Annotated in this window: 17 protein-coding genes and 1 tRNA gene; 8 read left to right on the plus strand and 10 right to left on the minus strand. The window is 72.6% G+C overall.

The window, feature by feature from the left end:
• The first annotated feature begins 11 nt into the window (after positions 1-11).
• Positions 12-932 carry a PAC2 family protein gene (locus ACZ418_RS23875; protein WP_468366190.1) on the plus strand — a complete coding sequence of 307 codons (921 nt, stop codon included), beginning with the start codon at positions 12-14 and terminating at the stop codon, positions 930-932.
• 159 nt (positions 933-1,091) lie between these two features.
• Here ACZ418_RS23875 and mshC read toward each other — a convergent pair whose 3' ends face one another.
• The 4 genes from mshC to ACZ418_RS23895 form a co-directional block, all read right to left on the minus strand.
• Complete coding sequence (gene mshC / locus ACZ418_RS23880) at positions 1,092-2,321, minus strand: cysteine--1-D-myo-inosityl 2-amino-2-deoxy-alpha-D-glucopyranoside ligase (RefSeq protein WP_468366193.1); 1,230 nt, start codon at positions 2,319-2,321, stop codon at positions 1,092-1,094.
• A 102-nt stretch (positions 2,322-2,423) separates the two neighbouring features.
• Complete coding sequence (locus ACZ418_RS23885; protein WP_468366196.1) at positions 2,424-3,263, minus strand: SCO1664 family protein; 840 nt, start codon at positions 3,261-3,263, stop codon at positions 2,424-2,426.
• Positions 3,227-3,817 carry a DUF3090 domain-containing protein gene (locus ACZ418_RS23890; RefSeq protein WP_388626415.1) on the minus strand — a complete coding sequence of 197 codons (591 nt, stop codon included), beginning with the start codon at positions 3,815-3,817 and terminating at the stop codon, positions 3,227-3,229. The genes ACZ418_RS23885 and ACZ418_RS23890 overlap by 37 nt, the downstream gene beginning before the upstream one ends.
• Positions 3,818-3,916: 99 nt before the next feature.
• Positions 3,917-4,603 carry a histidine phosphatase family protein gene (locus ACZ418_RS23895; protein WP_468366198.1) on the minus strand — a complete coding sequence of 229 codons (687 nt, stop codon included), beginning with the start codon at positions 4,601-4,603 and terminating at the stop codon, positions 3,917-3,919.
• Positions 4,604-4,665: 62 nt separating this feature from the next.
• Here ACZ418_RS23895 and corA point away from each other — a divergent pair, with 62 nt between their 5' ends.
• Positions 4,666-5,661, plus strand: a complete 996-nt coding sequence (gene corA / locus ACZ418_RS23900) for a magnesium/cobalt transporter CorA (RefSeq protein WP_468366201.1) — start codon at positions 4,666-4,668, stop codon at positions 5,659-5,661.
• Positions 5,662-5,673: 12 nt separating this feature from the next.
• On the opposite strand, the gene ACZ418_RS23905 is transcribed toward corA, so the two are convergent.
• On the minus strand, positions 5,674-6,462 hold the full coding sequence (locus ACZ418_RS23905) for a ferritin-like domain-containing protein (RefSeq protein ID WP_468366204.1): 789 nt from the start codon (positions 6,460-6,462) through the stop codon (positions 5,674-5,676).
• A 226-nt stretch (positions 6,463-6,688) separates the two neighbouring features.
• Positions 6,689-7,744 (minus strand): LLM class F420-dependent oxidoreductase, encoded by a 1,056-nt coding sequence (locus ACZ418_RS23910; RefSeq protein ID WP_468366207.1) that lies wholly within the window; start codon positions 7,742-7,744, stop codon positions 6,689-6,691.
• Positions 7,745-7,908: 164 nt separating this feature from the next.
• Between ACZ418_RS23910 and ACZ418_RS23915 the strand changes: the two genes are divergently transcribed.
• On the plus strand, positions 7,909-8,892 hold the full coding sequence (locus ACZ418_RS23915; RefSeq protein ID WP_468366210.1) for an aldo/keto reductase: 984 nt from the start codon (positions 7,909-7,911) through the stop codon (positions 8,890-8,892).
• The gene (locus tag ACZ418_RS23920) at positions 8,889-11,324 is read left to right on the plus strand and encodes a helix-hairpin-helix domain-containing protein (RefSeq protein ID WP_468366213.1); all 2,436 of its coding nucleotides are present in this window, start codon (positions 8,889-8,891) and stop codon (positions 11,322-11,324) included. The genes ACZ418_RS23915 and ACZ418_RS23920 overlap by 4 nt, the downstream gene beginning before the upstream one ends.
• Positions 11,325-11,422: 98 nt before the next feature.
• Here the strand turns inward: ACZ418_RS23920 and ACZ418_RS23925 are convergent, their stop codons facing one another.
• Positions 11,423-12,121, minus strand: coding sequence for a hypothetical protein (locus tag ACZ418_RS23925; protein ID WP_468366216.1), 699 nt, complete (start codon positions 12,119-12,121; stop codon positions 11,423-11,425).
• Between the two features lie 47 nt (positions 12,122-12,168).
• Between ACZ418_RS23925 and ACZ418_RS23930 the strand changes: the two genes are divergently transcribed.
• Positions 12,169-12,357 carry a DUF5703 family protein gene (locus ACZ418_RS23930; protein ID WP_014671721.1) on the plus strand — a complete coding sequence of 63 codons (189 nt, stop codon included), beginning with the start codon at positions 12,169-12,171 and terminating at the stop codon, positions 12,355-12,357.
• 102 nt (positions 12,358-12,459) lie between these two features.
• On the opposite strand, the gene ACZ418_RS23935 is transcribed toward ACZ418_RS23930, so the two are convergent.
• The 3 genes from ACZ418_RS23935 to ACZ418_RS23945 all read right to left on the minus strand — a co-directional run bounded on the left by ACZ418_RS23935 (position 12,460) and on the right by ACZ418_RS23945 (position 15,365).
• Positions 12,460-13,467 (minus strand): chaplin, encoded by a 1,008-nt coding sequence (locus ACZ418_RS23935; protein ID WP_468366219.1) that lies wholly within the window; start codon positions 13,465-13,467, stop codon positions 12,460-12,462.
• Positions 13,468-13,631: 164 nt separating this feature from the next.
• Positions 13,632-13,865: a chaplin ChpH gene (chpH, locus tag ACZ418_RS23940; protein ID WP_388626431.1), complete on the minus strand. Its 234-nt coding sequence runs from the start codon at positions 13,863-13,865 to the stop codon at positions 13,632-13,634.
• A gap of 174 nt (positions 13,866-14,039) precedes the next feature.
• Complete coding sequence (locus ACZ418_RS23945; protein WP_468366222.1) at positions 14,040-15,365, minus strand: M20/M25/M40 family metallo-hydrolase; 1,326 nt, start codon at positions 15,363-15,365, stop codon at positions 14,040-14,042.
• 217 nt (positions 15,366-15,582) lie between these two features.
• On the opposite strand from ACZ418_RS23945, the gene ACZ418_RS23950 reads away from it, so the two are divergent.
• From ACZ418_RS23950 to ACZ418_RS23960, 3 genes are all read left to right on the plus strand, one after another.
• Positions 15,583-15,670, plus strand: a tRNA-Leu gene (locus tag ACZ418_RS23950).
• A gap of 258 nt (positions 15,671-15,928) precedes the next feature.
• Positions 15,929-19,834, plus strand: coding sequence for a Pls/PosA family non-ribosomal peptide synthetase (locus ACZ418_RS23955; RefSeq protein ID WP_468366224.1), 3,906 nt, complete (start codon positions 15,929-15,931; stop codon positions 19,832-19,834).
• A gap of 65 nt (positions 19,835-19,899) precedes the next feature.
• Positions 19,900-21,237 (plus strand): M1 family metallopeptidase, encoded by a 1,338-nt coding sequence (locus ACZ418_RS23960; RefSeq protein ID WP_468366227.1) that lies wholly within the window; start codon positions 19,900-19,902, stop codon positions 21,235-21,237.
• Positions 21,238-21,244: the final 7 nt, after the last annotated feature.

Below are 21,244 nucleotides of genomic sequence, written 5' to 3' on the forward strand. Positions count from 1 at the left end.
GGAGGCACTGGGTGATCGAGCTGGAGGGGGTTCCCGAGCTGATCGACCCAGTCATGGTGGCCGCGTTCGAGGGCTGGAACGATGCCGGCGACGCCGCCTCCACGGCGGTCGCGCATCTGGAACGCGAGTGGAAGGGCGAGGTGTTCGCGGCGCTGGACGCCGAGGACTACTACGACTTCCAGGTGAACCGGCCCACGGTGTTCATGGACGCCGGTGTGCGCAAGATCACCTGGCCGACGACACGGTTGTCGGTGGTGCGGGTCGGCGGCGAGAAGCCGCGCGACCTGGTGCTGGTCCGCGGCATCGAACCGTCCATGCGCTGGCGCTCGTTCTGCAACGAGCTGCTCGGCTTCGCGCACGAGCTGGGCGTGGAGCTGGTGGTCATCCTGGGCGCCCTGCTCGGTGACACCCCGCACACGCGTCCCGTGCCGGTCAGCGGGGTGACGTCCGACCCGGACCTGGCCCAGCGGATGGACCTGGAGGAGACCAAGTACGAGGGCCCGACGGGCATCGTCGGCGTCCTGCAGGAGGCCTGCGCACACGCCGGTGTTCCGGCCGTGTCGCTGTGGGCGGCCGTACCGCACTACGTCTCCCAGCCACCCAACCCGAAGGCCACGCTGGCGCTGCTCAACCGGCTGGAGGACCTGCTGGACCTGCGCATCCCGCAGGGCGAACTGCCGGAGGACGCGCGTGCCTGGCAGGTCGGCGTGGACCAGCTGGCCGCCGAGGACAGCGAGGTCGCCGAGTACGTCCAGACGCTGGAGGAGGCCCGGGACACCGCGGAGCTGCCGGAGGCCTCGGGTGAGGCGATCGCCCGCGAGTTCGAGCGGTATCTGCGGCGCCGGGACGTGGGCCCTCCGGGCGGAAAGCAGAGGCCTCCGGCGGCCGGCGGCGGGGGCAAGGAAGACGACGAGGACGGCTCGGACGACTGAGGTACGGCGAAGGGGCGGTTCCCGTGATGGGAAGCGCCCCTTCTTTTTGCTGCCGACGCGCTATGGGGTGCCACTACAGGCTGTCGGGCGTCTGACAGTCCGCAGTGGCTTGTCGCGCAGTTCCCCGCGCCCCTTACGGGGCGCTCCCGCTCGCGGTGCTCAGAGAGCCACCCCCAGCAGCGCGTCCACCGCGCGCGTGACGACGCCCGGGGCGCCCGTGTCCGTGCCGCCCTGCTCCTGCTGCTGAGCCGCCCAGCGGTCCACCGCCGCCAGGGCGGCGGGGGCGTCGAGGTCGTTGGACAGGGCCTCGCGGATCTCCTCGACCAGGGTGTCGGCGGGCGGGCCGTCGGGGCGGGAGACGGCCGCGCGCCAACGGGCGAGGCGAGCGACGGCGTCCTGGAGGACCTGGTCGGTCCACTCCCAGTCGGCGCGGTAGTGGTGGGAGAGGAGGGCCAGGCGGATGGCGGCGGGGTCGACGCCGTCCCGGCGGAGCTGGGAGACGAAGACGAGGTTGCCCTTGGACTTGGACATCTTCTCGCCGTGCAGGGCGACCATGCCGGCGTGGACGTAGGCCTTGGCCATGGGGAACTCGCCGGTGAGCACCTGGGCGTGCGAGGCGCCCATCTCGTGGTGCGGGAAGGCGAGGTCGGAGCCGCCGCCCTGGACGTCGAAGCCCATACCGAGGTGGTCGAGGGCGATCGCGACGCACTCGATGTGCCAGCCGGGCCGGCCCCGGCCGAGGGAGCGGCCGTCCCAGCTGGGCTCGCCCTCCCGGGCCGCCATCCACAGCATCGGGTCCAGCGGGTTCTTCTTGCCCGGGCGGTCCGGGTCGCCGCCGCGCTCGGCGGACAGCAGCCGCATGGCGGCCGCGTCGAGGTTCGAGACCTTGCCGAAGTCCGGGTCGGACTCGACGGAGAAGTAGATGTCGCCCTCCAGCTCGTAGGCCGCGCCGAGTTCACGCAGCCGCTCCACGAGCGGGACGATGCCGGGTATCGCCTCCACGGCACCTATGTAGTGCTGGGGCGGGAGCATCCGCAGGGCGGTCATGTCCTCGCGGAAGAGGGCGGTCTCCTTCTCGGCGAGGGCGACCCAGTCGACGCCGTCCCGCTCCGCGCGCTCCAGCAGCGGATCGTCGACGTCGGTGACGTTCTGGACGTAGTGGACCTGCCGCTTGGTGTCGAGCCACACGCGCTGCACGAGGTCGAACGCGTTGTAGGTCGCCGCGTGACCCAGGTGGGTCGCGTCGTACGGAGTGATGCCGCAGACGTAGATACGGGCGACGGGACCGGGGACGAGGGTGACGAGGCCGCCGGTCGCGGTGTCGTGGATCCTCAGGTCGCGGCCCTGACCAGGCAGGGCGGGGACCTCGGAAGCGGGCCAGGCATGCATGTACATGAGCCTAACCGGCTGCCCGCCGCGTATACGAACGGGATCGCGCTCGATGGCCGGATACGCGGTCTTGTACATCGGCGCCCGATGTGCTGATCGTGCTCACACCGGCGGCCAGGGGATGGCGGGCCAGTCCCCGTTCGGCTCCGGGTGCACTCCCGTGGTGAGCAGCGCCTCGACACGCGCGCGCGTGGCGTCGATCTCGGCCGGGGTGATCAGTGCGGTCAGCCGGTCGCCGAGCGGCCCGTCCAGATCCCCTCGCAGTCCCTGGAGTGCCTCGAGGGCCTCGGCGGTCAGCGGCTCCCCGGCCCAGCCCCACAGCAGCGTGCGCAGCTTGTTCGCGACGTTGAAGGTGACGCCGTGGTCGATGCCGTAGAGCCGGCCGTCGGTGGTGGGCAGCAGATGGCCGCCCTTGCGGTCGGCGTTGTTGATCACCGCGTCGAGGACGGCGAGCCGGCGCAGCCGCTCGTCGTCGGCGTGCACGAGGAGCGCGGTGCGGCCCTCGCCGACCTCGGCCAGGCCGATCGCCTTCCAGCCCGGCTCCGGTTCCTCGGCGTCGACCAGGGCGAGCAGCTCCGCCTCGGCCTGGACGTCGATCCACAGCTGGCACATGCCCTCGCCGTACGGCCCGTCGCGCAGCACGGTCGGCGGGACGAGCCCCCAGCCGGTGGCCTCGGAGACCTCGTAGGCGGCCACCTCGCGGCCGGCCAGGGTGCCGTCGGGGAAGTCCCACAGCGGGCGCTCCCCGGCCACCGGCTTGTAGATGCAGGAGGCTTCCCGGCCGTCCAGGGCGATGGTGCAGAACAGTGCGGCGTTGGACGCCTCGCGGATCCGGCCGCGGACGGTCAGCTCACCCCGCGCGAGCAGCTCGGCGGCGGCCGAGTCGGCTGCGGCGTCGACGGGCGTCACGCTCCGCGGCGGTATCCGTTCTGGCGCGGACATACGTGTCCTTCCGGATCGAGCGGGAGGCTGCACAGCGGACACGGCGGCCGCCCGGCGTTGACGACGTCGAGGGCGCGCTTGGCGAAGGCCCGGGCCTGCGCGCCGGTCAGCCGGACCCGCAGCATCGGGGGCCCGTTCTCCTCGTCCTGGAGCAGCCGCTCCTCGGCCTCGGCGAGGTCCTCCTCGGTGTCGGCCTCGAGCTCCACCAGGGCCTGCGCCTCGACGATCATGCGCTGTTCCTCGCCGTCCCAGGCCAGTGCCATGGTGCCGACGCGGAACTCCTCCTCGATGGGGGTCTCCAGCGGGGCGGTGTCGGCGATCTCGGTGGGCGCCATGGCGGGGACGGCGGCGCTGCCGCCACTGCGCCGTACGACCTCGTCGAGCAGTTCGTCCATGCGCTCGGCGAGGGCGGCCACCTGGGTCTTCTCCAGAGCCACGCTGGTCACCCGGGAGCCTGCGGTGGCCTGGAGGAAGAACGTACGGCGTCCGGGCAGTCCGACCGTGCCGGCCACGAAGCGGTCCGGCGGGTCGTAGAGGAACACCTGACGGGACACGTCCTGTCTCCATTGAGAGTGAGTTCGAGAGTTTCAGCGGTGCGGGCCGCCCACGGATACGCGACTGTGTGGATCGCTTCACCCTACTGCGGCCGACGATCACGGTGCGCCCGCACCACCTCCGACCGGTGCGTCGCCCTCACCAGGTTCCTCTCGCGGGACGAGCGAAGCGAAATCCCCGGTGTCGCCGAGGCGAACGAGAAACGGCCGCAGCCGGGTGTAGCGGATCGCGGTGACGGAACACGGTTCCACGGAGATCCGCTGGAACAGGTCGAGGTGGAGTCCGAGGGCGTCGGCGACCAGGGATTTGATGATGTCACCGTGGGAGCACATGAGGTAGACGGCGTCGGCGCCGTGCTCGCGCTCCACGCGCGCGTTCCACTCGCGCACGGCCTCGGCGGCGCGGGTCTGCATGGCGCGCATGGACTCGCCGCCGGGGAAGGCGGCGGCCGACGGGTGGGCCTGGACGACCTCCATCAGCGGCTCGTCCTTGAGCTCGGCGAGCTTGCGGCCGGACCAGTCGCCGTAGTCGCACTCCCCGATCCGCTCGTCGGTGTGGGCGCGCAGGCCGGGGCGGGCCTGCAGCAGCGGCCGTACGGTCTCCCGGCAGCGCTGCAGGGGGCTGGTGACGACCTCGGAGATCGGCAGTGCTGCGAGCCTTCCGGGCAGCGCGGCGGCCTGGGCGGCGCCGCGCTCGTCCAGGGCGACGCCCGGCGTCCACCCGGCGAGCACACCGGAGGTGTTGGCGGTGGAGCGTCCGTGCCTGACGAGGATCAGCGTGGGCATGCGGCCCAGGGTAGGCGTATCAGCACATGCACCGGTGACCGGACGAAGGGAGAATGCGCTCCGTGATCGTCGACTGCGCCATCTACCGGCACGGGCACCGCACGGAGGGCCCGGAGGACCTGTCCGACGCGCTCTCCGAGGCGCGGGCCGAGGGCGGGTTCGTGTGGATCGGCCTGTACGAGCCGTCCGAGCGGGAGTTCGACCTGGTCACCCAGGAGTTCGGGCTGCATCCGCTGGCGGTGGAGGACGCGCTCAACGCGCATCAGCGGCCCAAGCTGGAGGTGTACGACGACTCGCTGTTCATGGTGCTGAAACCGGTCGTGTACGAGACGGAGAGCGACACCGTCTCGGCGGGCGAGATCATGGTCTTCGTCGGCGACTGTTTCGTGGTCACCGTCCGTCATGGCGAGGGCTCGCCGCTGGGCGCCGTACGGCGCCGGCTGGAGGAGGAGCCGGAGATGCTCGACAAGGGCCCGACCGCCGTGCTGTACGCGATCTCCGACGCCGTCGTCGACCACTATCTGGAGGTGGCGACGGAGCTGGGGACCGATCTGGAGGAGCTGGAGGCGGAGGTGTTCCTGCCGGGGGGCGGCGGCTCGCGGGGCACCGCGTCCCGGATCTACGGCTTCAAACGGCAGATCCTGGAGTTCCGCCGGGCCACCGGCCCGCTGGCGCTCCCGCTGACCCGGCTGGCCGGCACCGGCCCGATGGGCGCCTCGGTGCCGTTCGTGCACGACAAGGCGCGCCCGTTCTTCCGGGACGTGGGCGACCACCTGACGCGCGTGAACGAGTCCGTGGAGGCCCTGGACCGGCTGGTGTCGGACGTCCTGTCGGCGCATCTGGCGCAGATGAGCGTGCGGCAGAACGACGACATGCGGAAGATCTCCGCGTGGGCGGCGATGGCCGCGGTCCCCACGATGATCGCGGGGATCTACGGCATGAACTTCGACCACATGCCGGAGCTGCACTGGTTGTGGTCGTATCCGGCGGTGATCCTGGTGATGGCGGCTCTGGAGGTGCTGCTGTACCGCTTGTTCAAGCATCGCGGCTGGCTGTAGGGCCGGTGCGGCTCAGGCGAACTCGGGGGCGGGGGTGGCGGGGTCGCCGAGGGGGTCGCGGCGCTCGGGCATGCGGAGGGTGACCATGCGGTGCCAGCCGGCGAGGCGCTCGTAGGCGTACACCGCGTGGATGCCGGCCGCGAGGAGGGCGTGCCTGGCCCTGGACCAGCCCAGGATGCGGCCCATGCGGGCCATCACGGCGAGGCTGACGTCCCGGTGGACGCGGATCTCGGCGAGGGCGCACTCGCGCAGGGTGCGCTGGATCAGTCGGCCGTGCCCGGCGGCGGCGAGCCGCAGCAGTTCCGCATGGGTGTAGGCGAGGTGGTTGTCCTCGTCGTCGGAGATCATGCGGACGGCCCTGCCGATCTCGGGATGGTCGGCGAAGTGTCCGAGCAGCAGCGCCATCTGCTCGGCGGCGCGCTGTTCGGTGACGCGGCTGTGGGAGAGGTAGACGACGATGTCCCGCTCGGTGAGCGGCTCGTCCCGCCTGAGTCTGTCGTGGGCGAGGCCGATGCCGCGCCGCTCCAGCAGCATCGTGTAGTCGGTCTCGGGCGGTACGGCGACGGGGGTGAGGCCGCGCTTCTTCATCAGGGCGGTGAAGATGCGTCCGTGCTTGTCCTCGTCGGCGCCGTGCCGGGCGATCTTCGGGGCGAGGGCGCGTTCGCTGTGCGGCACCAGCGCGGCGATGCGCCGGTTCTCCCAGCCGCCCTGGGACTCTCCGCCGGCGGCGATGGAGCAGAAGAGCCGGAACGACTCGTCGTTGTCGAGGATCTCCTGGAACAGACTCCTGGCCGACAGCATGGGCGCCACCTCTCCGCAAGATTCCGCGGCACTTCACGGGCAATTCCGCAGGTTTCCGCAAAGAACGAGTCAAATGCGGGCAGAGGGGAGTCGCAACACGGGTGTTCGGTGACTGCGCCAAAAGAAGTAACGCCGGGGTCGTAACCGCGCGGCGCCTGGCGCGTTGTTCCCGGTGACGGCCGTGGCGGGGAAGACCCCCGAGCCCCCACCACGGCCGCTGAAGCTTCTAGGCCAGCCCGGCGCGCTCCAGGGCCTCACTGCCGGCCCGCAGGGAGGCGAGCCGCTCCTCCAGGGTGAATCCGGCCGGCGACAGGCTGAGCGTGGTGACGCCGGCGGCGGCGTAGGCCTTCATCCGGTCGGCGATGCGGTCGACGGAACCCAGCAGAGTCGTCTTGTCGATGAGGTCCTGCGGGACGGCGGCGGCGGCCCCCTGCTTGTCCCCCGCCAGGTACTTCTGCTGGATCTCGGCGGCTTCCTTGGCGTATCCCATGCGCTGGGCGAGCTGGTTGTAGAAGTTCTGCTTGGCGCTGCCCATGCCACCGACGTACAGCGCGGTGTACGGCCGGAAGGTGTCGGCGAGCCGGGCCACGTCCTTGTCGTCGCCGACGGCGATCGGCAGGGTCGGGCAGACGTCGAACCCGTCGAGGGTCCGGCCGGCCTTCGCACGCCCCGCGCGCAGGTACTTCAGGGTGGTGTCCTCCAGGTGTTCGGCGGCGGGGAAGATCAGCAGCGCGCCGTCGGCGATCTCGCCGGTCTGCTCCAGGTTCTTCGGGCCGATCGCGGCGATGTACAGCGGGATGTGCTCGCGCTGCGGGTGCACGGTCAGCTTGATCGGCTTGCCCGGGCCGCCGGGCAGCGGCAGCGTCCAGTGCTCGCCCTCGTACGTCAGCCGCTCCCGGGTCATGGCCTTGCGCACGATCTCCACGTACTCGCGGGTGCGGGCGAGCGGCTTGTCGAACTTGACGCCGTACCAGCCCTCGGAGACCTGCGGGCCGGACACGCCGAGGCCGAGCCGGAAGCGGCCGCCGGACAGCGAGTCGAGCGTCGCGGCCGTCATCGCGGTCATCGCGGGCTGGCGGGCCGGGATCTGGAAGATGGCCGAGCCGACGTCGATGCGCTCGGTCTGCGCCGCGACCCAGCTGAGCACCGTGGCCGCGTCGGAGCCGTAGGCCTCGGCGGCCCAGCACACGGAGAAGCCCAGCCGGTCGGCCTCCTGGGCCACGGCCAGATTGTCCCCGTCCATTCCGGCACCCCAGTAGCCGAGGTTGATCCCGAGCTGCATGGCCGATTCCCCTTACCCATGAGTAACGTCCTTGTTGAGGCGACCCTAGCGCGGGGACGGACGCCGGGGGCAGGCGCAGGGCACCTGAAAACCCCATACCGCGGCCCGACCCGGTTATCCACAGGCAACCCACCGCACCGGTTCTGGCCAGTAATCTCGCCCGCATGGAGCAGAGGCATCTCGGCCGTACCGGCCTGCGCGTGTCCCGGATCGGGCTCGGCACCCTCACCTGGGGCCGGGACACGGACGAGCACGACTCCGCGGACATGCTGAAGGCGTTCTGGGAGGCCGGCGGAACCCTCGTCGACACCGCGGACGTGTACGGCAACGGCGAGGCGGAGTATCTGCTCGGGCGGCTGATGGACGGCCTGGTGCCGCGCCGCGACCTGGTGATCTCCACCAAGGCGGGCAGCGTCCCCGACCCCGACCGCCGCTTCGACGGCTCCCGCGGCCATCTGCTCGCCGCCCTCGACGCCTCCCTGGCCCGCCTGGGCACGGACTACGTCGACGTGTGGCACATCCACGCCTTCGACCCCGGGACCCCTTTGGAGGAGACCCTCCAGGCCCTGGACATGGCAGTGAGCAGCGGCCGCGCCCGGTATGCGGGCGTCTCCAACTTCTCGGGCTGGCAGCTCGCCAAGGCCGCCACCTGGCAGCTCGCGGCGCCGGGCATCCGCACGCGACTGGCCAGCACGCAGATGGAGTACTCGCTGCTGCAGCGGGGCGTGGAGCGGGAAGTGCTGCCCGCCGCGCTGGACCTCGGCGTCGGCCTGCTGCCCTCCTCCCCGCTCGGCCGGGGCGTGCTGACCGGCAAGTACCGGCACACCACCCCGCCGGACTCGCGCGGCGCCTCCGAGCATCTGGCGCCGTTCGTCGAGCCGTACCTGGACGACACGGCGACCCGCATCGTGGACGCGGTGACGACGGCCGCCGACGGGCTCGCCGTCACCCCGCTCCAGGTGGCCCTCGCCTGGGTCAGGGACCGGCCCGGCGTGGCCGCGCCGATCGTCGGTGCGCGCAACGCGCAGCAGCTCACGGCGGCATTGTCAGTGGAGGCCCTTAGTCTTCCTGACGAGATCTGCCGGGCGCTGGACGATGTGTCGGCGCCCGTGCACCGCTATCCCGATCACGACTGGAGCACGCTGTGAGCACGGAGCCGGAGACCACGGAGGAAGCCGGGCCGGGGACGCCGGACACGCCCGAGGACCCGGGCAGCCAGACCGCGCCCGGGCAGAGCAGCGCGGGGGCGAGCGCGGGCGAGGCGGGGAGCAGCGCGGGCGCGAGCGGCGCCGAGGGCGACGGCGCGGGCGGTGACACGGGAGCCGAAGGGGCCGACACCGACCGGGCCGACGGTGATGACGGCGCGAGCCGACCGACCGGTGCCGGGGGCGACGGCGCCGAAGCAGCGGCGGGCTTGGGCGGCACCGAGGGCGAAGGCGCCGCCTCCCCCCAGCCGACCGGGCCCGGAAGTGAAGGTGCCGACTCCTCCCAGCCGTCCGGGCCCGGAGGTGAAGGTGCCGACTCCTCCCAGCCGTCCGAGGCCGAGGGCGAAGGCACAGGTTCCGCTCAGTTGTCCGAGGCCGAGGCCGAGTTGGCTGCGCAGCGGATCGAGCGGGAGCGGATCGAGCGGCGCAAGGCCGAGAGGAAGGGCCCGATCGAGAGCGGCACCAAGCTCAGCGGCAAGGCGGCCGACCTGCTCGCGGCGGTGCGGGCGGTGGAGAGCGGCGAGAAGCCGGTGGACACGGTGTTCGCCGAGCCCGCGCCGGCGCCGCGCCGCCCGGCCCCGGAGCCCGTACGCCGGCCGCAGCCCGCACCCGCACCGGCCGCCGTCACGCCCGGTGCCCCGGCGCCGGAGACGGTGGAGGGCGCGCGCCGGGTGCTGGCCGAGGGCGGCGCGCCCGAGGCCCTGGCTCCCCAGGTGGCCGCGGCACTCGGCGAGGGCGCCGACGCGGCGCTGCGCGAGGACCCCTGGCGGCTGCTGCGGATCAGCGGCGTGCGGCCCGACCAGGCCGACGGCTTCGCGCGGGCCCTGCTCGGCGCCGCCTGCGGCCCGGGCGACGAGCGGCGGGCTCGCGCGATCACCGTCTGGCTGCTGGAGCAGGCGGCCCTGGCCGGGCACACCGCGCTGGAACTGCCCACGCTCACCGCGGCGCTGGGCAAGCAGGGCGTCCCGGACCCGGACGCGGCGGTGCAGAGCACGCTCGCGGAGGGCGAGGCGCTGGCGTTCCAGGACGCCCTGGAGGAACCGGGAGCCGTCACGCCTCAGGCGCCGGAGGAGGGCGAGGACGAGGAGGAGCGGCCGGTCCGAGTCCTCGTCGGCCTGGAGCGGTACGCACTGGCCGAGGAGAGCCTCGCCGACGGCCTGGCCCGGCTGGTCAACTCGCTGTCCAAGGAGACCGAAGAGGCCTGGCAGGCGGCGGTCGGCGCCGTCTCCGGCGGTGCGGCCGAGCTGGTCCGCGCGGTCGCCGGGCACGGCCTGGTGCTGCACACCGGTGGGGAGGCGGCCCGGGCCGAACCGGCCGCGCTGCTCGGTGCCGCCCGGACCGCGGGTCTGCGGGCCTTCGCCGTCTGCCACACGCCCGACGGACGCCATCGCCTCGCCGCCCTGCTGGGTGCGGACCCGGCGGAGCACGGCGTGGGCACGGTCGCCGGTCTGCTGTCCGGCGCCGAGGGACCGGGCCGGGACGCGGACGGCGCGCTGGAACTCGATCTGCTGATCGTGCTGGACGCGCCGCAGCTCGACGTGGAGAGCGCCGCGATGCTGGTGGAGTCGCTGCCCGACGGGGCCCGGCTGGTACTCAGCGGCGACCCGGCGGTGCTGTGGTCGGCCGGACCGGGGCGGGTCTTCGCCGACCTGCTCGCCGCCCGCGTCTGCCCGCAGCTCGCCTCCCGCATCCCCGACCAGGGCCCGATCGGCGAGCTGGTCTCCGGCATCGGCATCGGCGAGCTGAACCAGGTCGCCGCTCCGGGCAAGGAGATCGTCATCGTCCCGGTGCGGGACGCGGGCGAGGCCGTGCACCGGACCGTCCAGCTGGTCGCCGACTCGGTGCCGCGGGCGATCGGTGTCCCGGCCGACCAGACCGTGGTGATCACCCCCGGGCACGGCGGGGCCGCGGGCACCCGCGCCCTCAACTCGGCGCTGAAGGAGCGCCTCAATCCCGGCCCGGGCCGCTTCGGCGGCTTCGACCCCGGCGACCGGATCGCCTACTCCCCCGCCCCGGGCCGTACGGTGCCGGGCGTGGTGGTGAAGGCCGATGCGGACGGGCTGCACCTGTCGTGCGCGGGCGCCCCGGTGGTCGTACCGCGCGAGCGGGTGGAGGGCGCCCTACGGCACGGCTGGGCGCTGACCGCGCACCAGGCGGCGGGCGCACGCTGGCCGGCGGCGGTCGTCGTGCTGCCCGGCGACGCCGCGCAGGCGCTCAGCAGACCCTGGGTGTACACGGCCTTCGGCCGGGCCGAGCGGCATCTGTCCGTGGTCCACGGCGTGGAACAGGCCCTGCCGAAGGCGGTGGCGGAGACACCGGCCAAGCCCCGCACGACCCGCTTGCAGTCGCTGCTGCGCACCCAGGTACCCGCATAGATCTTCTGGATCTGTTTCCGCCCTGACGGCGCTCGGCCACAGCGGCGGAATCCGGCGGTGCCGTACCGGCCTCAGGCCCACGGCACCGCCGGCCACCCTCATCTCTCGGCGCCCTGGACCTGGACCTCGTCCCCGTCCTCTTCCTCGACGAATTCGAGATCTTCGTCCTCGTCCGCTTCCTCGTCGTCCTCGTCGTCGAACACCGCGCTCACATCGAACCGGCACACCACCCCCTGCGGATCGACGTGCTCGAACGGCGCCTCCAGCCACTCCCCCGCCTCGGGGGCCTCGTCCGCCGCGGTGACCCAGAGCGTGGAGTCGCCCTCCTCAAGGCCGAACTCCTTGTGCCGGGAGGCGATCTCGTCCGGTTCGAACTCGCCGAAGAGGATGCCCAGCGCGCCCGGAACCGTACCGGCGGCGTCCTCGGCCAGGCCGCCCGCGGCCTCGTACTCCGCCGCCTCGACCCGCTGGGCCTGCGCCAGCAGCCGCTGGGGTTCCGCCACGGCGTAGTCGCGGCGGATCAGCACGCTGATCGCGTTCGGTTCCTCGGGGCCCGCGTACGGCGGCAGCTCCTCCGCACCGGGGATCTCGAAGGGCGTGACCTCGTCGTAGCGGTCGTAGAGCAGCTCGTCGTACGCCTCGGCGGCCGCGGCCAGCTGGTTGAACGCCTCCAGGACGGCCGGGTCGTCCTCACCCGACCTGCGTTCGACCGCGGCCAGGTGACGGTCGAGCGCGGTCTTGATCGCCTCGGCGGCGGCGCGTACGTCGGCAGCGGTGGGCTGCGCAGCATCAGACATAGTGCAGACGCTATCCGTACCGGGCCCCAGCCCGCACAATAGATGCGATGCCGGAATACGAATTTGTCGACGTGTACGTGCCTCGCGGGGTGTCCCGCAAGGAGGCCACTCGTCTGCTGACGGACCATGCCGAGTACGGACACTGGGAGTTGGACCGACTGAGCCTGCTGCGCGACGGCAGCCGCAGGGTGCGGTTGCGCCGGCGGATCATCCGCCAGGTGCGTGCCACGTGGTGAGACCGGTCACCTGACGGAGCGGGCCCCGCCGGTATGGCAGGGCCCGCTCGGTTGCCGACGCCGCACGGTCGCCTCCGTGCCCGGCGTACTCGGTGCTGCCTGCTACACGCCGGCCCGCGCCTTGCGGTAGAGCACCGCGCCGGCCAGCAGCGCGCCCGCGCCGACCGGCAGCGCGAGGCCCAGCGGCAGATCGCTGCCCGTGTGCGCGAGCTGGGCGTTGCTCAGGGGCTGGGACGAGCGGCCGCCCGTCTGCTTGACCTGGCTTGACCCGTGGGGCCCCTGGGGCGTGTGACCGCCCTGGCCGGGCGGGGTCGTCGGATTCCCCGGGTGGCTCGGCTTACCGGGATGACCTGGGTGGCCAGGGTGTCCTGGGTGACCAGGGTGTCCCGGGTGACCAGGGTGTCCCGGCTGACCAGGGTGTCCCGGCTGACCTGGCTGCCCCGGCTGACCCGGCGGGTTGCCGTGGCCGCCCCGCGGCGGCTGGCCGTGGTGATCACCGCCTCCGTTGGCGCAGTCGTTGCCCGTGGTGGCGTTGCCGGCCCCGATGACGTTCACGCTGTTGCCGCAGACGTTCACCGGGGCGTCGATCGGCGCCTGCACCGTGTTGCCGGAGCCGACGCCGGGCGAGCCGCCGGTGTGGCCGCCCGCGTGCGAGCCGCCGGAGCCGCCGTTGCCCGCCGACGTGCCACCGTGGTTGGCGCATGAATTGCCCACGGACGGGTTGAGCAGCCCGACGACGTTCACGCTGTTGCCGCAGACGTTCACCGGGGCGTCGATCGGCGCCTGCACCGTGTTGCCGGAGCCGACGCCGGGCGAGCCGTCGGTGCGGCCGCCCGCGTGCGAGCCGCCGTTGCCCGCCGACGTGCCGCCGTGGTTGGCGCATGAATTGCCCGCGGACGGGTTGAGCAGCCCGACGACGTTCACGGTGTTGCCGCACACGTTCACGGGCGCGTGCACCGGTGCCTGCACGGTGTTGCCGGACAGTACGCCGGGTGAGCCGCTGGCGACGCCGGACGCGCCCGCGTCGGCGTGGGCGTAGCCGCTCGCGGCGGCGATCACACCGGTCGCGGCGGCCATGGTCATCAGGCCCTTGCGGGTGCTCTGTCGCATGGTGGGTTCCCCCCTGCCTTCGTTTCGGTTCTTCGAATCCCCGAGACCGGGTCCGAATGCGTGTGAAAAGACCGGTCGGCCTCGGAGCGCATGGCGCGCGCTCCGAGGCCGACGGCTCGTAGAAGACGCCCCCTCGGGACCGACGCCCCCTCAGGGAGCCGACGTCAGTGGTTGACGCAGGTGTTGCCGAAGGCGGGGTTCAGGAGCCCGATCACGTTGACCGTGTTGCCGCAGACGTTCACCGGCACGTGCACGGGCACCTGGATGACGTTGCCGGAGACGACACCCGGGGACTGCACGGCGGCACCCTGGGCACCCGAGTCGGCGACGGCGAGGCCCGCACCCGCGAGAACCAGCCCACCGGTGGCAGCCGCAGCAGCGACGACCTTCTTGATCATTCTTCCTCCTTGTTGGCAATGCGACCCCAAGGTGCGGGATCGCATCACCTGTAACGAGGAGGGAGTAATGGAGCTACGAGCTTATGGTCGCATTCACCCTTCTCAGTCGATTTCGTACGGCTGCCCGAATACCCGGGGCCACGGCCTCACCACGCCCTGCCTTGGCCCAGGGACTCACGACCCGTCGATGAACCGGTCGAGCACCCGCACGCCGAACTGCAGCCCGTCCACCGGCACCCGCTCGTCCACGCCGTGGAACATGCCGGCGAAGTCCAGCTCCGGCGGCAGCTTCAGCGGGGCGAAGCCGAAGCCGCGGATGCCGAGGTCGTCGAAGGACTTGGCGTCGGTGCCGCCGGAGAGCATGTAGGGGATCGCCTTGGCGGTGGGGTCCTCGGCGACGAGTGCGGACTGCATGGCCTCCACCAGCGCCCCGTCGAAGCCGGTCTCGACCGCCTTGTCGGTGTGCACGTCCTCGCGCCGGACGTGCGGCCCGAGCAGCCGGTCGAGGTCGCTGAGGAACTCGTCCTCGTAGCCCGGCAGGAAGCGCCCGTCGATGTGCGCGGTGGCCTCGCCCGGGATGACGTTGACCTTGTAGCCGGCGTCGAGCTGAGTGGGGTTGGCGGTGTTGCTGAGGGTCGCCCCGATGAACTTGGCGATGCCGCCGAGCCGGAGGAGGGTGGACTCCATGTCATCGGGGTCCAGCTCGGTGCCGAGCGCGTCGCCGAGTTCGTCGAGGAACGCCCGGGTGGTCTTGGTGACCCGCACCGGGAACTTGTGCCGGCCGACCCGGGCCACGGCCTCGGACAGCTCGGTGATGGCGTTGTCGCGGTGGATCATCGAGCCGTGTCCGGCGGTGCCGGCCACGGTCAGCTTCATCCAGTGCATGCCCTTCTCGGCCGTCTGGATCAGGTAGAGCCGGCGCTGCTCGTTCACGGTGAACGAGAAGCCGCCGACCTCGCTGATCGCCTCGGTGACGCCCTCGAACAGCTCGGGGTGGTGGTCGACGAGGTAGCGGGCGCCGTACTTGCCGCCCGCCTCCTCGTCGGCGAGGAAGGCGAGCACGATGTCCCGCGGGGGCCGCCGCCCGCTGCGGAGCCGGTCGCGCACGACCGCGAGGGTCATGGCGTCCATGTCCTTCATGTCGACGGCCCCGCGCCCCCACACGCACCCGTCGGCGACCTCGCCGGAGAAGGGGTGGTGGGTCCAGTCGGTGGCGTTGGCCGGTACGACGTCCAGGTGGCCGTGGATCAGCAGCGCGGGCCGGGACGGGTCCTCCCCCTCGATGCGGGCCACCGTCGAGGCGCGGCCCGGGTGCGACTCGAAGATCTTCGGTTCGAGACCCACCTCGGCGAGCTTCTCGGCGACCCACTCGGCGGCCTGCCGCTCGCCAGGGCCGGAGTGGTCGCCGTAGTTGCTGGTGTCGAATCGGATCAGCTCGCGGCAGAGGTCCACGACCTCGTCCTCGCCGGTGACGCTCCTGGCCGTGTCCGTCTCGCTCACGTGCTTCCTCCCGCGCTGTCGCTGCTGGTGGTCCTCCTCATCCTCCCTCTCCCCCGCCCGCGGCCCAAGACCGGTCCCGGCCCGTCACACACCGTTCACGGGCGACCGGCGCTGCAGTCGGGGGGTGATCAGCCACCCCCGAAAGCCTGGTAATGTTTCCTTCGTCGCCGCGAGGGAAACCCCGCCGAAAGGGTTCCCCGAGCACGACAGACACCTTGTCCGGGTGGCGGAATGGCAGACGCGCTAGCTTGAGGTGCTAGTGCCCTTTATCGGGCGTGGGGGTTCAAGTCCCCCCTCGGACACCAGTGAGGGCCCCTGCTCAGCAGGGGCCCTTCGCTTTGCCCGTGAACCAACGGAAACCCCAACCGCCCCGGAACATCCCCTCCTTGACGGTGTGTGAGGCATGTCTCGTCCGGTGTGGAGGTCGGCAGGTCAGGACCCCGAAGCCGCGGTACGGCAGTCACCCGAACGGCCCTGTCGGGCGGCCGGACGAAGGGGATGGACCCTAACGTCGTACTAATATTTCCGGCTTGTCACTCAGCCGGACCCGACGTGAGGACCCGATGGCAGCCATAGACGAGAGCAGCGCTCTCGGCGTGCTCGACGAAGAGATCCGCACGCAGTTCGGCGACCGGGCGCGCTTCTCCGCCGGGCCCGCCGCCTCGCCGCGCACGCTGGTCGACGTCTTCGACGCGACCGTGCGGTCCCGTCCGGACGAGCCGGCGCTGGACGACGGTACGACGTGCCTCACCTACCGTGCGCTGGCCGGCGAGGTGGAGCGGCTGCGGCGGCGGCTCGCCGGTGCGGGGATCGGGCTCGGGGACCGGGTCGGGGTGCGGGTGCCCTCGGGGACCAACGAGCTGTACGTCGCCATCCTCGCCGTACTCGCCGTCGGTGCCGCCTATGTCCCCGTCGACGCCGAGGACCCGGACGAGCGGGCCGAGTTGGTGTTCGGGGAGGCGGAGGTGCGGGCCGTCATCGGGGCCGGGCACACCATCACCGTCCAGGGCACCTCCGGCACCGTCCAGGGCACCTCCGGCATCGTCCAGGGCACCTCCGGCTCCCCCGCCGCGCGGCCCGGCATCGAGCACGACGCCTGGATCATCTTCACCTCGGGGTCCACCGGGAAGCCCAAGGGCGTCGCCGTCACGCATCGCAGCGCCGCCGCGTTCGTGGACGCCGAGGCGGCCCTGTTCCTCACGGAGGAGCCGATCGGGCCCGGCGACCGGGTCATGGCCGGACTCTCCGTCGCCTTCGACGCCTCCTGCGAGGAGATGTGGCTGGCCTGGCGGTACGGCGCCTGTCTGGTGCCCGTGCCCCGGTCGCAGGTCAGGAGCGGTGCCGATCTCGGGCCCTGGCTGGTCGAGCAGGAGATCACCGTCGTCTCGACCGTGCCCACGCTGGCCGCGCTGTGGGAGCCGGAGACCCTCAACGACGTACGGCTGCTGATCTTCGGCGGCGAGGCCTGCCCGCCCGAGCTGGCGCAGCGCCTGGCCATCGAGGGGCGCGAGGTGTGGAACACCTACGGGCCGACCGAGGCGACCGTCGTGGCCTGTGCGGCACTCCTCACGGGTGAGGAGCCGGTGCGGATCGGGCTGCCGCTCGACGGCTGGGAGCTGGCCGTCGTCGACGAGGCCGGTGAGCCCGTGCCCATGGGCGGCAGCGGGCAGCTCGTGATCGGCGGGGTCGGACTGGCGCGGTATCTCGATCCCGAGAAGGACGCCGAGAAGTACGCGCCGCTGCACTCGCTGGGCTGGGAGCGGGCCTATCGCAGTGGTGACCTGGTCAGGGCGGAGCCCGAGGGGCTGCTCTTCCTGGGCCGGGCCGACGAGCAGATCAAGCTGGGCGGACGGCGGATCGAGCTCGGTGAGGTGGATGCCGCGCTGCAGGCCCTGCCCGGGGTCGCCGGAGCCGCGGCCGCCGTGCGCACCGCCCGCGGCGGCAATCAGCTTCTGGTCGGTTACGTGGTCACCCAGGACGGCTGGGACCATGCGGCCGCCGTGGAGAAGCTGCGCGCCGAGCTGCCCGCCGCGCTGGTGCCGTTGCTCGCGCCCGTCGCCGAGCTGCCGACCCGGACGTCCGGGAAGGTGGACCGAAGCGCCCTGCCGTGGCCCCTGGAGGGCCTCCAGGCACCGGCGAAGGAGCAGCTCTACGGCACCGAGGCCTGGCTCGCCGAGCAGTGGGCGGAGGTGCTGGGCATCCCGGTGACCAGCGCGTCCGACGACTTCTTCGCGATCGGCGGCGGCTCGCTGGCCGCCGCCCGGCTCACCACCCGGCTGCGCACCCGCTACCCGGGCGCCGCCGTCCTCGACATCTACCAGCAGCCGACCCTGCGCAAGCTGGCCCGGCGGCTGGAGGCCTCGGCGCAGGACGACGGCGGGGCCCGCACGATCGCGCCGGTTCCGGTCCGCGCCCAGGCCGTCCAGCTTCTGCTGCTGCTTCCGCTGGTCACCCTGCTCGGGCTGCGCTGGACGGCGGTCCTGGCCGCCGTCGGGAACCTGCTGCCCGGCTACTCCTGGCTGCCGACCGCCCCTTGGTGGCTGCTCGCGGCCGCCGCGCTGCTGTTCTTCACCCCGCCCGGCCGGATCGCGCTCGCGGCGGGCGGGGCGCGGCTGCTGCTGCGGGGGGTGGAGCCCGGCCGGTATCCGCGCGGCGGCGGCGTGCATCTGCGGCTGTGGACGGCCGAGCGGCTGGCCGAGTTCAGCGGAGCCACCTCACTGACCGGATCCTGGCTGGAGCGGTACGCCCGCGCGCTGGGCGCGAAGGTCGGGCCCGAGGTGGACCTGCACTCGCTGCCGCCGGTCACCGGCATGCTCAAGCTGGGCCGGGGCGCGGCCGTCGAGTCCGAGGTCGATCTGTCCGGGCACTGGCTGGACGGCGACCGGCTGGAGATCGGCCCGGTCAAGGTCGGCGCCCACGCCACCGTCGGCACCCGCAGCATGCTCTTCCCGGGCGCCCGCGTCGGCAAGCGGGCCGAGGTGGCTCCCGGCTCGGCGGTCGGCGGGCAGGTCCCGACCGGCCAGCGCTGGGCGGGCGCGCCCGCGGTCAAGCTCGGCAAGGCCAAGCGCAACTGGCCCAGGGAGCGGCCGCAGCGGGGCACGTACTGGCGGGTGATGTACGGCATCACCGGACTCGCGCTGAGCGCCCTGCCGCTGCTCGCGGGTGTGGTCGCGCTGCTGGTCGCCCGGGTCTTCGTGGCGCCCGGAGGCTCGCTCGCCCGGGCGCTGCGCGGGGCCGCGCTCGGGCTGGTGCCGGCCACGCTGGCCTACGGGCTGGCGTACGCGCTGCTGATCCTGGTCGCCGTACGGCTGCTCGGGCTGGGGCTGCGCGAGGGCACGTATCCGACACACAGCCGGGTCGGCTGGCAGGCGTGGACCGTGACGCAGCTGATGGACCGGTCCCGCGAGACGCTGTTCCCGCTGTACGCGGGGCTGGTCACGCCGGTGTGGCTGCGGCTGCTGGGGATGCGGATCGGGCGCCGCGCCGAGGTGTCGACGGTGCTCGCGCTGCCGGGCCTGACCACGGTCGGCGACGGGGCGTTCCTCGCGGACGACACGCTGACGGCGCCGTACGAGCTGGGCGGCGGCTGGGTGCGGATCGGGCGTGCGGAGATCGGGCGGCGGGCCTTCCTCGGGAACTCCGGGATGACCGGGCCGGGCCGGAGCGTGCCGGACGGCGGTCTGGTCGGCGTGCTGTCGGCGACGCCGAAGAAGGCGAAGAAGGGCACCTCGTATCTGGGGCTGCCGCCGGTGAAGCTGCCGCGCAGTGCGGCCGGCGGGGATCAGAGCCGTACCTTCGAGCCGCCGGCCCGGCTGCTGTGGGCGCGCGGTCTGGTGGAGCTGTGCCGGATCGTGCCGGTGCTGTGTTCGGCGGCGCTGGCCGCGGCGACGGTGGCGGCGCTGTGTGCGCTGGGGCGGTGGGCCTGGGCCCTGTCGGGTGCGGTGCTGCTGGGGGCGGGTGTGGTCGCGGCGGTCGTCTCGGTCCTGGCGAAGTGGCTGCTCGTGGGGCGGCACCGGGCCGGGGAGCATCCGCTGTGGAGTTCCTTCGTGTGGCGCAATGAGCTGGCGGACACGTTCGTCGAGGTGCTGGCGGTGCCGTGGCTGGCCGGGGCCGTGCCGGGGACGCCGGTGCTGACGGTGTGGCTGCGCGGGCTGGGCGCGCGCATCGGCAGGGGCGTGTGGGTGGAGAGCTACTGGCTGCCGGAGACGGACCTGGTGACCCTGGAGGACGCGGCGACCGTCAATCGTGGCTGTGTGCTGCAGACACACCTCTTCCACGACCGGATCTTGCGGACGGATACTGTGGTCCTCCGTGAGGGCGCCACGCTGGGCCCTGGCGGGATCGTGCTGCCCGGCAGCACGGTCGGGGCCCGTACGACCCTGGGGCCCGCGTCGCTCGTCATGGCCGCGGAGTCCGTCCCGGACGACACCCGCTGGCTCGGCAACCCGATCGAGGCATGGCGTCCCTGAGCGCGGGCCATCCGGATCCGGCCCCGGCACCCAGTGGTGGCACAGCGCAGGGAGCGGACACAGCAGTGGCAGTTCAGCAGTCGGTCGGCCGGGACCCGTACTTCCCGGACAACGGTGACTCCCGGTACCGGGTGCACCGCTACGAACTCGCGCTGGACTACCGCCCCGGCCCGAACCGGCTGTCCGGCACCGCCCGGATCAACGCCATAGCCGGACCGGCGCCGCTCACGGAATTCCAGCTCAACCTGGCCGGCTTCAGGATCGGCCGGGTCCGGGTGGACGGCCGGCAGCCGCACTTCACGCACCGCGGCGGACGGCTGCGGATCCGCCTGGCCAAGCCCGTCCGGGCCGGTGCCGCGTTCACGGTGGAGGTCCACTGGTCCGGGAACCCCAAGCCGGTGGCCAGCCCGTGGGGCGGGCTCGGCTGGGAGGAGCTGGCCGACGGTGCGCTCGTGGCGAGCCAGCCGGTCGGGGCGCCGTCCTGGTACCCGTGCAACGACCGGCCCGCCGACAAGGCGTCCTATCTGATCTCGGTCACCGTCCCGTCCGCGTACGCGGTGGTCACGGGCGGGCGCCTGCTGACCCGTACGACGAAGGCCTCCACGACGACCTGGGTCTACGAGCAGTCCGCGCCGACGTCCAGCTATCTCGTCGGCCTGGCGATCGGCAGGTTCCAGACGGTGCTGCTGGGCGACCCGGGTCCGGGGGGCGTGCCGCAGCACGGGCACATCCCGGCGCGGCTGCTGCCGGAGTTCTCCCGGGACTTCGCGCGGCAGCCGGCGATGATGGAGCTGTTCCAGGAGTTGTTCGGGCCGTACCCGTTCGACGGTTACGCGGTCGCGGTGACCGAGGAGGAGCTCGATGTGCCGGTCGAGGCACAGGGGTTGTCGCTGTTCGGCGCCAACCATGTGGACGGCGCCCGGGGTTCGGAGCGGCTGGTGGCGCACGAGCTGGCGCACCAGTGGTTCGGCAACTGTGTGACCATCGCCGACTGGCGGCACATCTGGCTGAACGAGGGCTTCGCCAAGTACGCGGAATGGCTGTGGTCCGAGCGCTCGGGCGGCCGCGGCGCCCAGCAACTGGCCGCGGCGGCACACCGGTTGCTGGCCACGCTGCCGCAGGACCTCAGGCTGGCCGATCCGGGCCGCAAGGCGATGTTCGACGACCGGCTCTACGAGCGGGGCGGCCTGGCCCTGCACGCGGTGCGCTGCGCGCTGGGCGACGACGCGTTCTTCCGTATGCTGCGCGGCTGGGTGCGGCTGCACCGGAACGGGTCGGTGACGACGGAGGCGTTCACCGGGCACGTGGCCCGGTTCGCTCAGGAGCCGCTCGACGGACTGTTCCAGGAGTGGGTGTACGGGGCGAAGCTGCCGCCGCTGCCGGTGCTCGGGGGAGTTTCCTAGACTTGAA

The organism is Streptomyces sp. NPDC030820 (assembly GCF_055572075.1).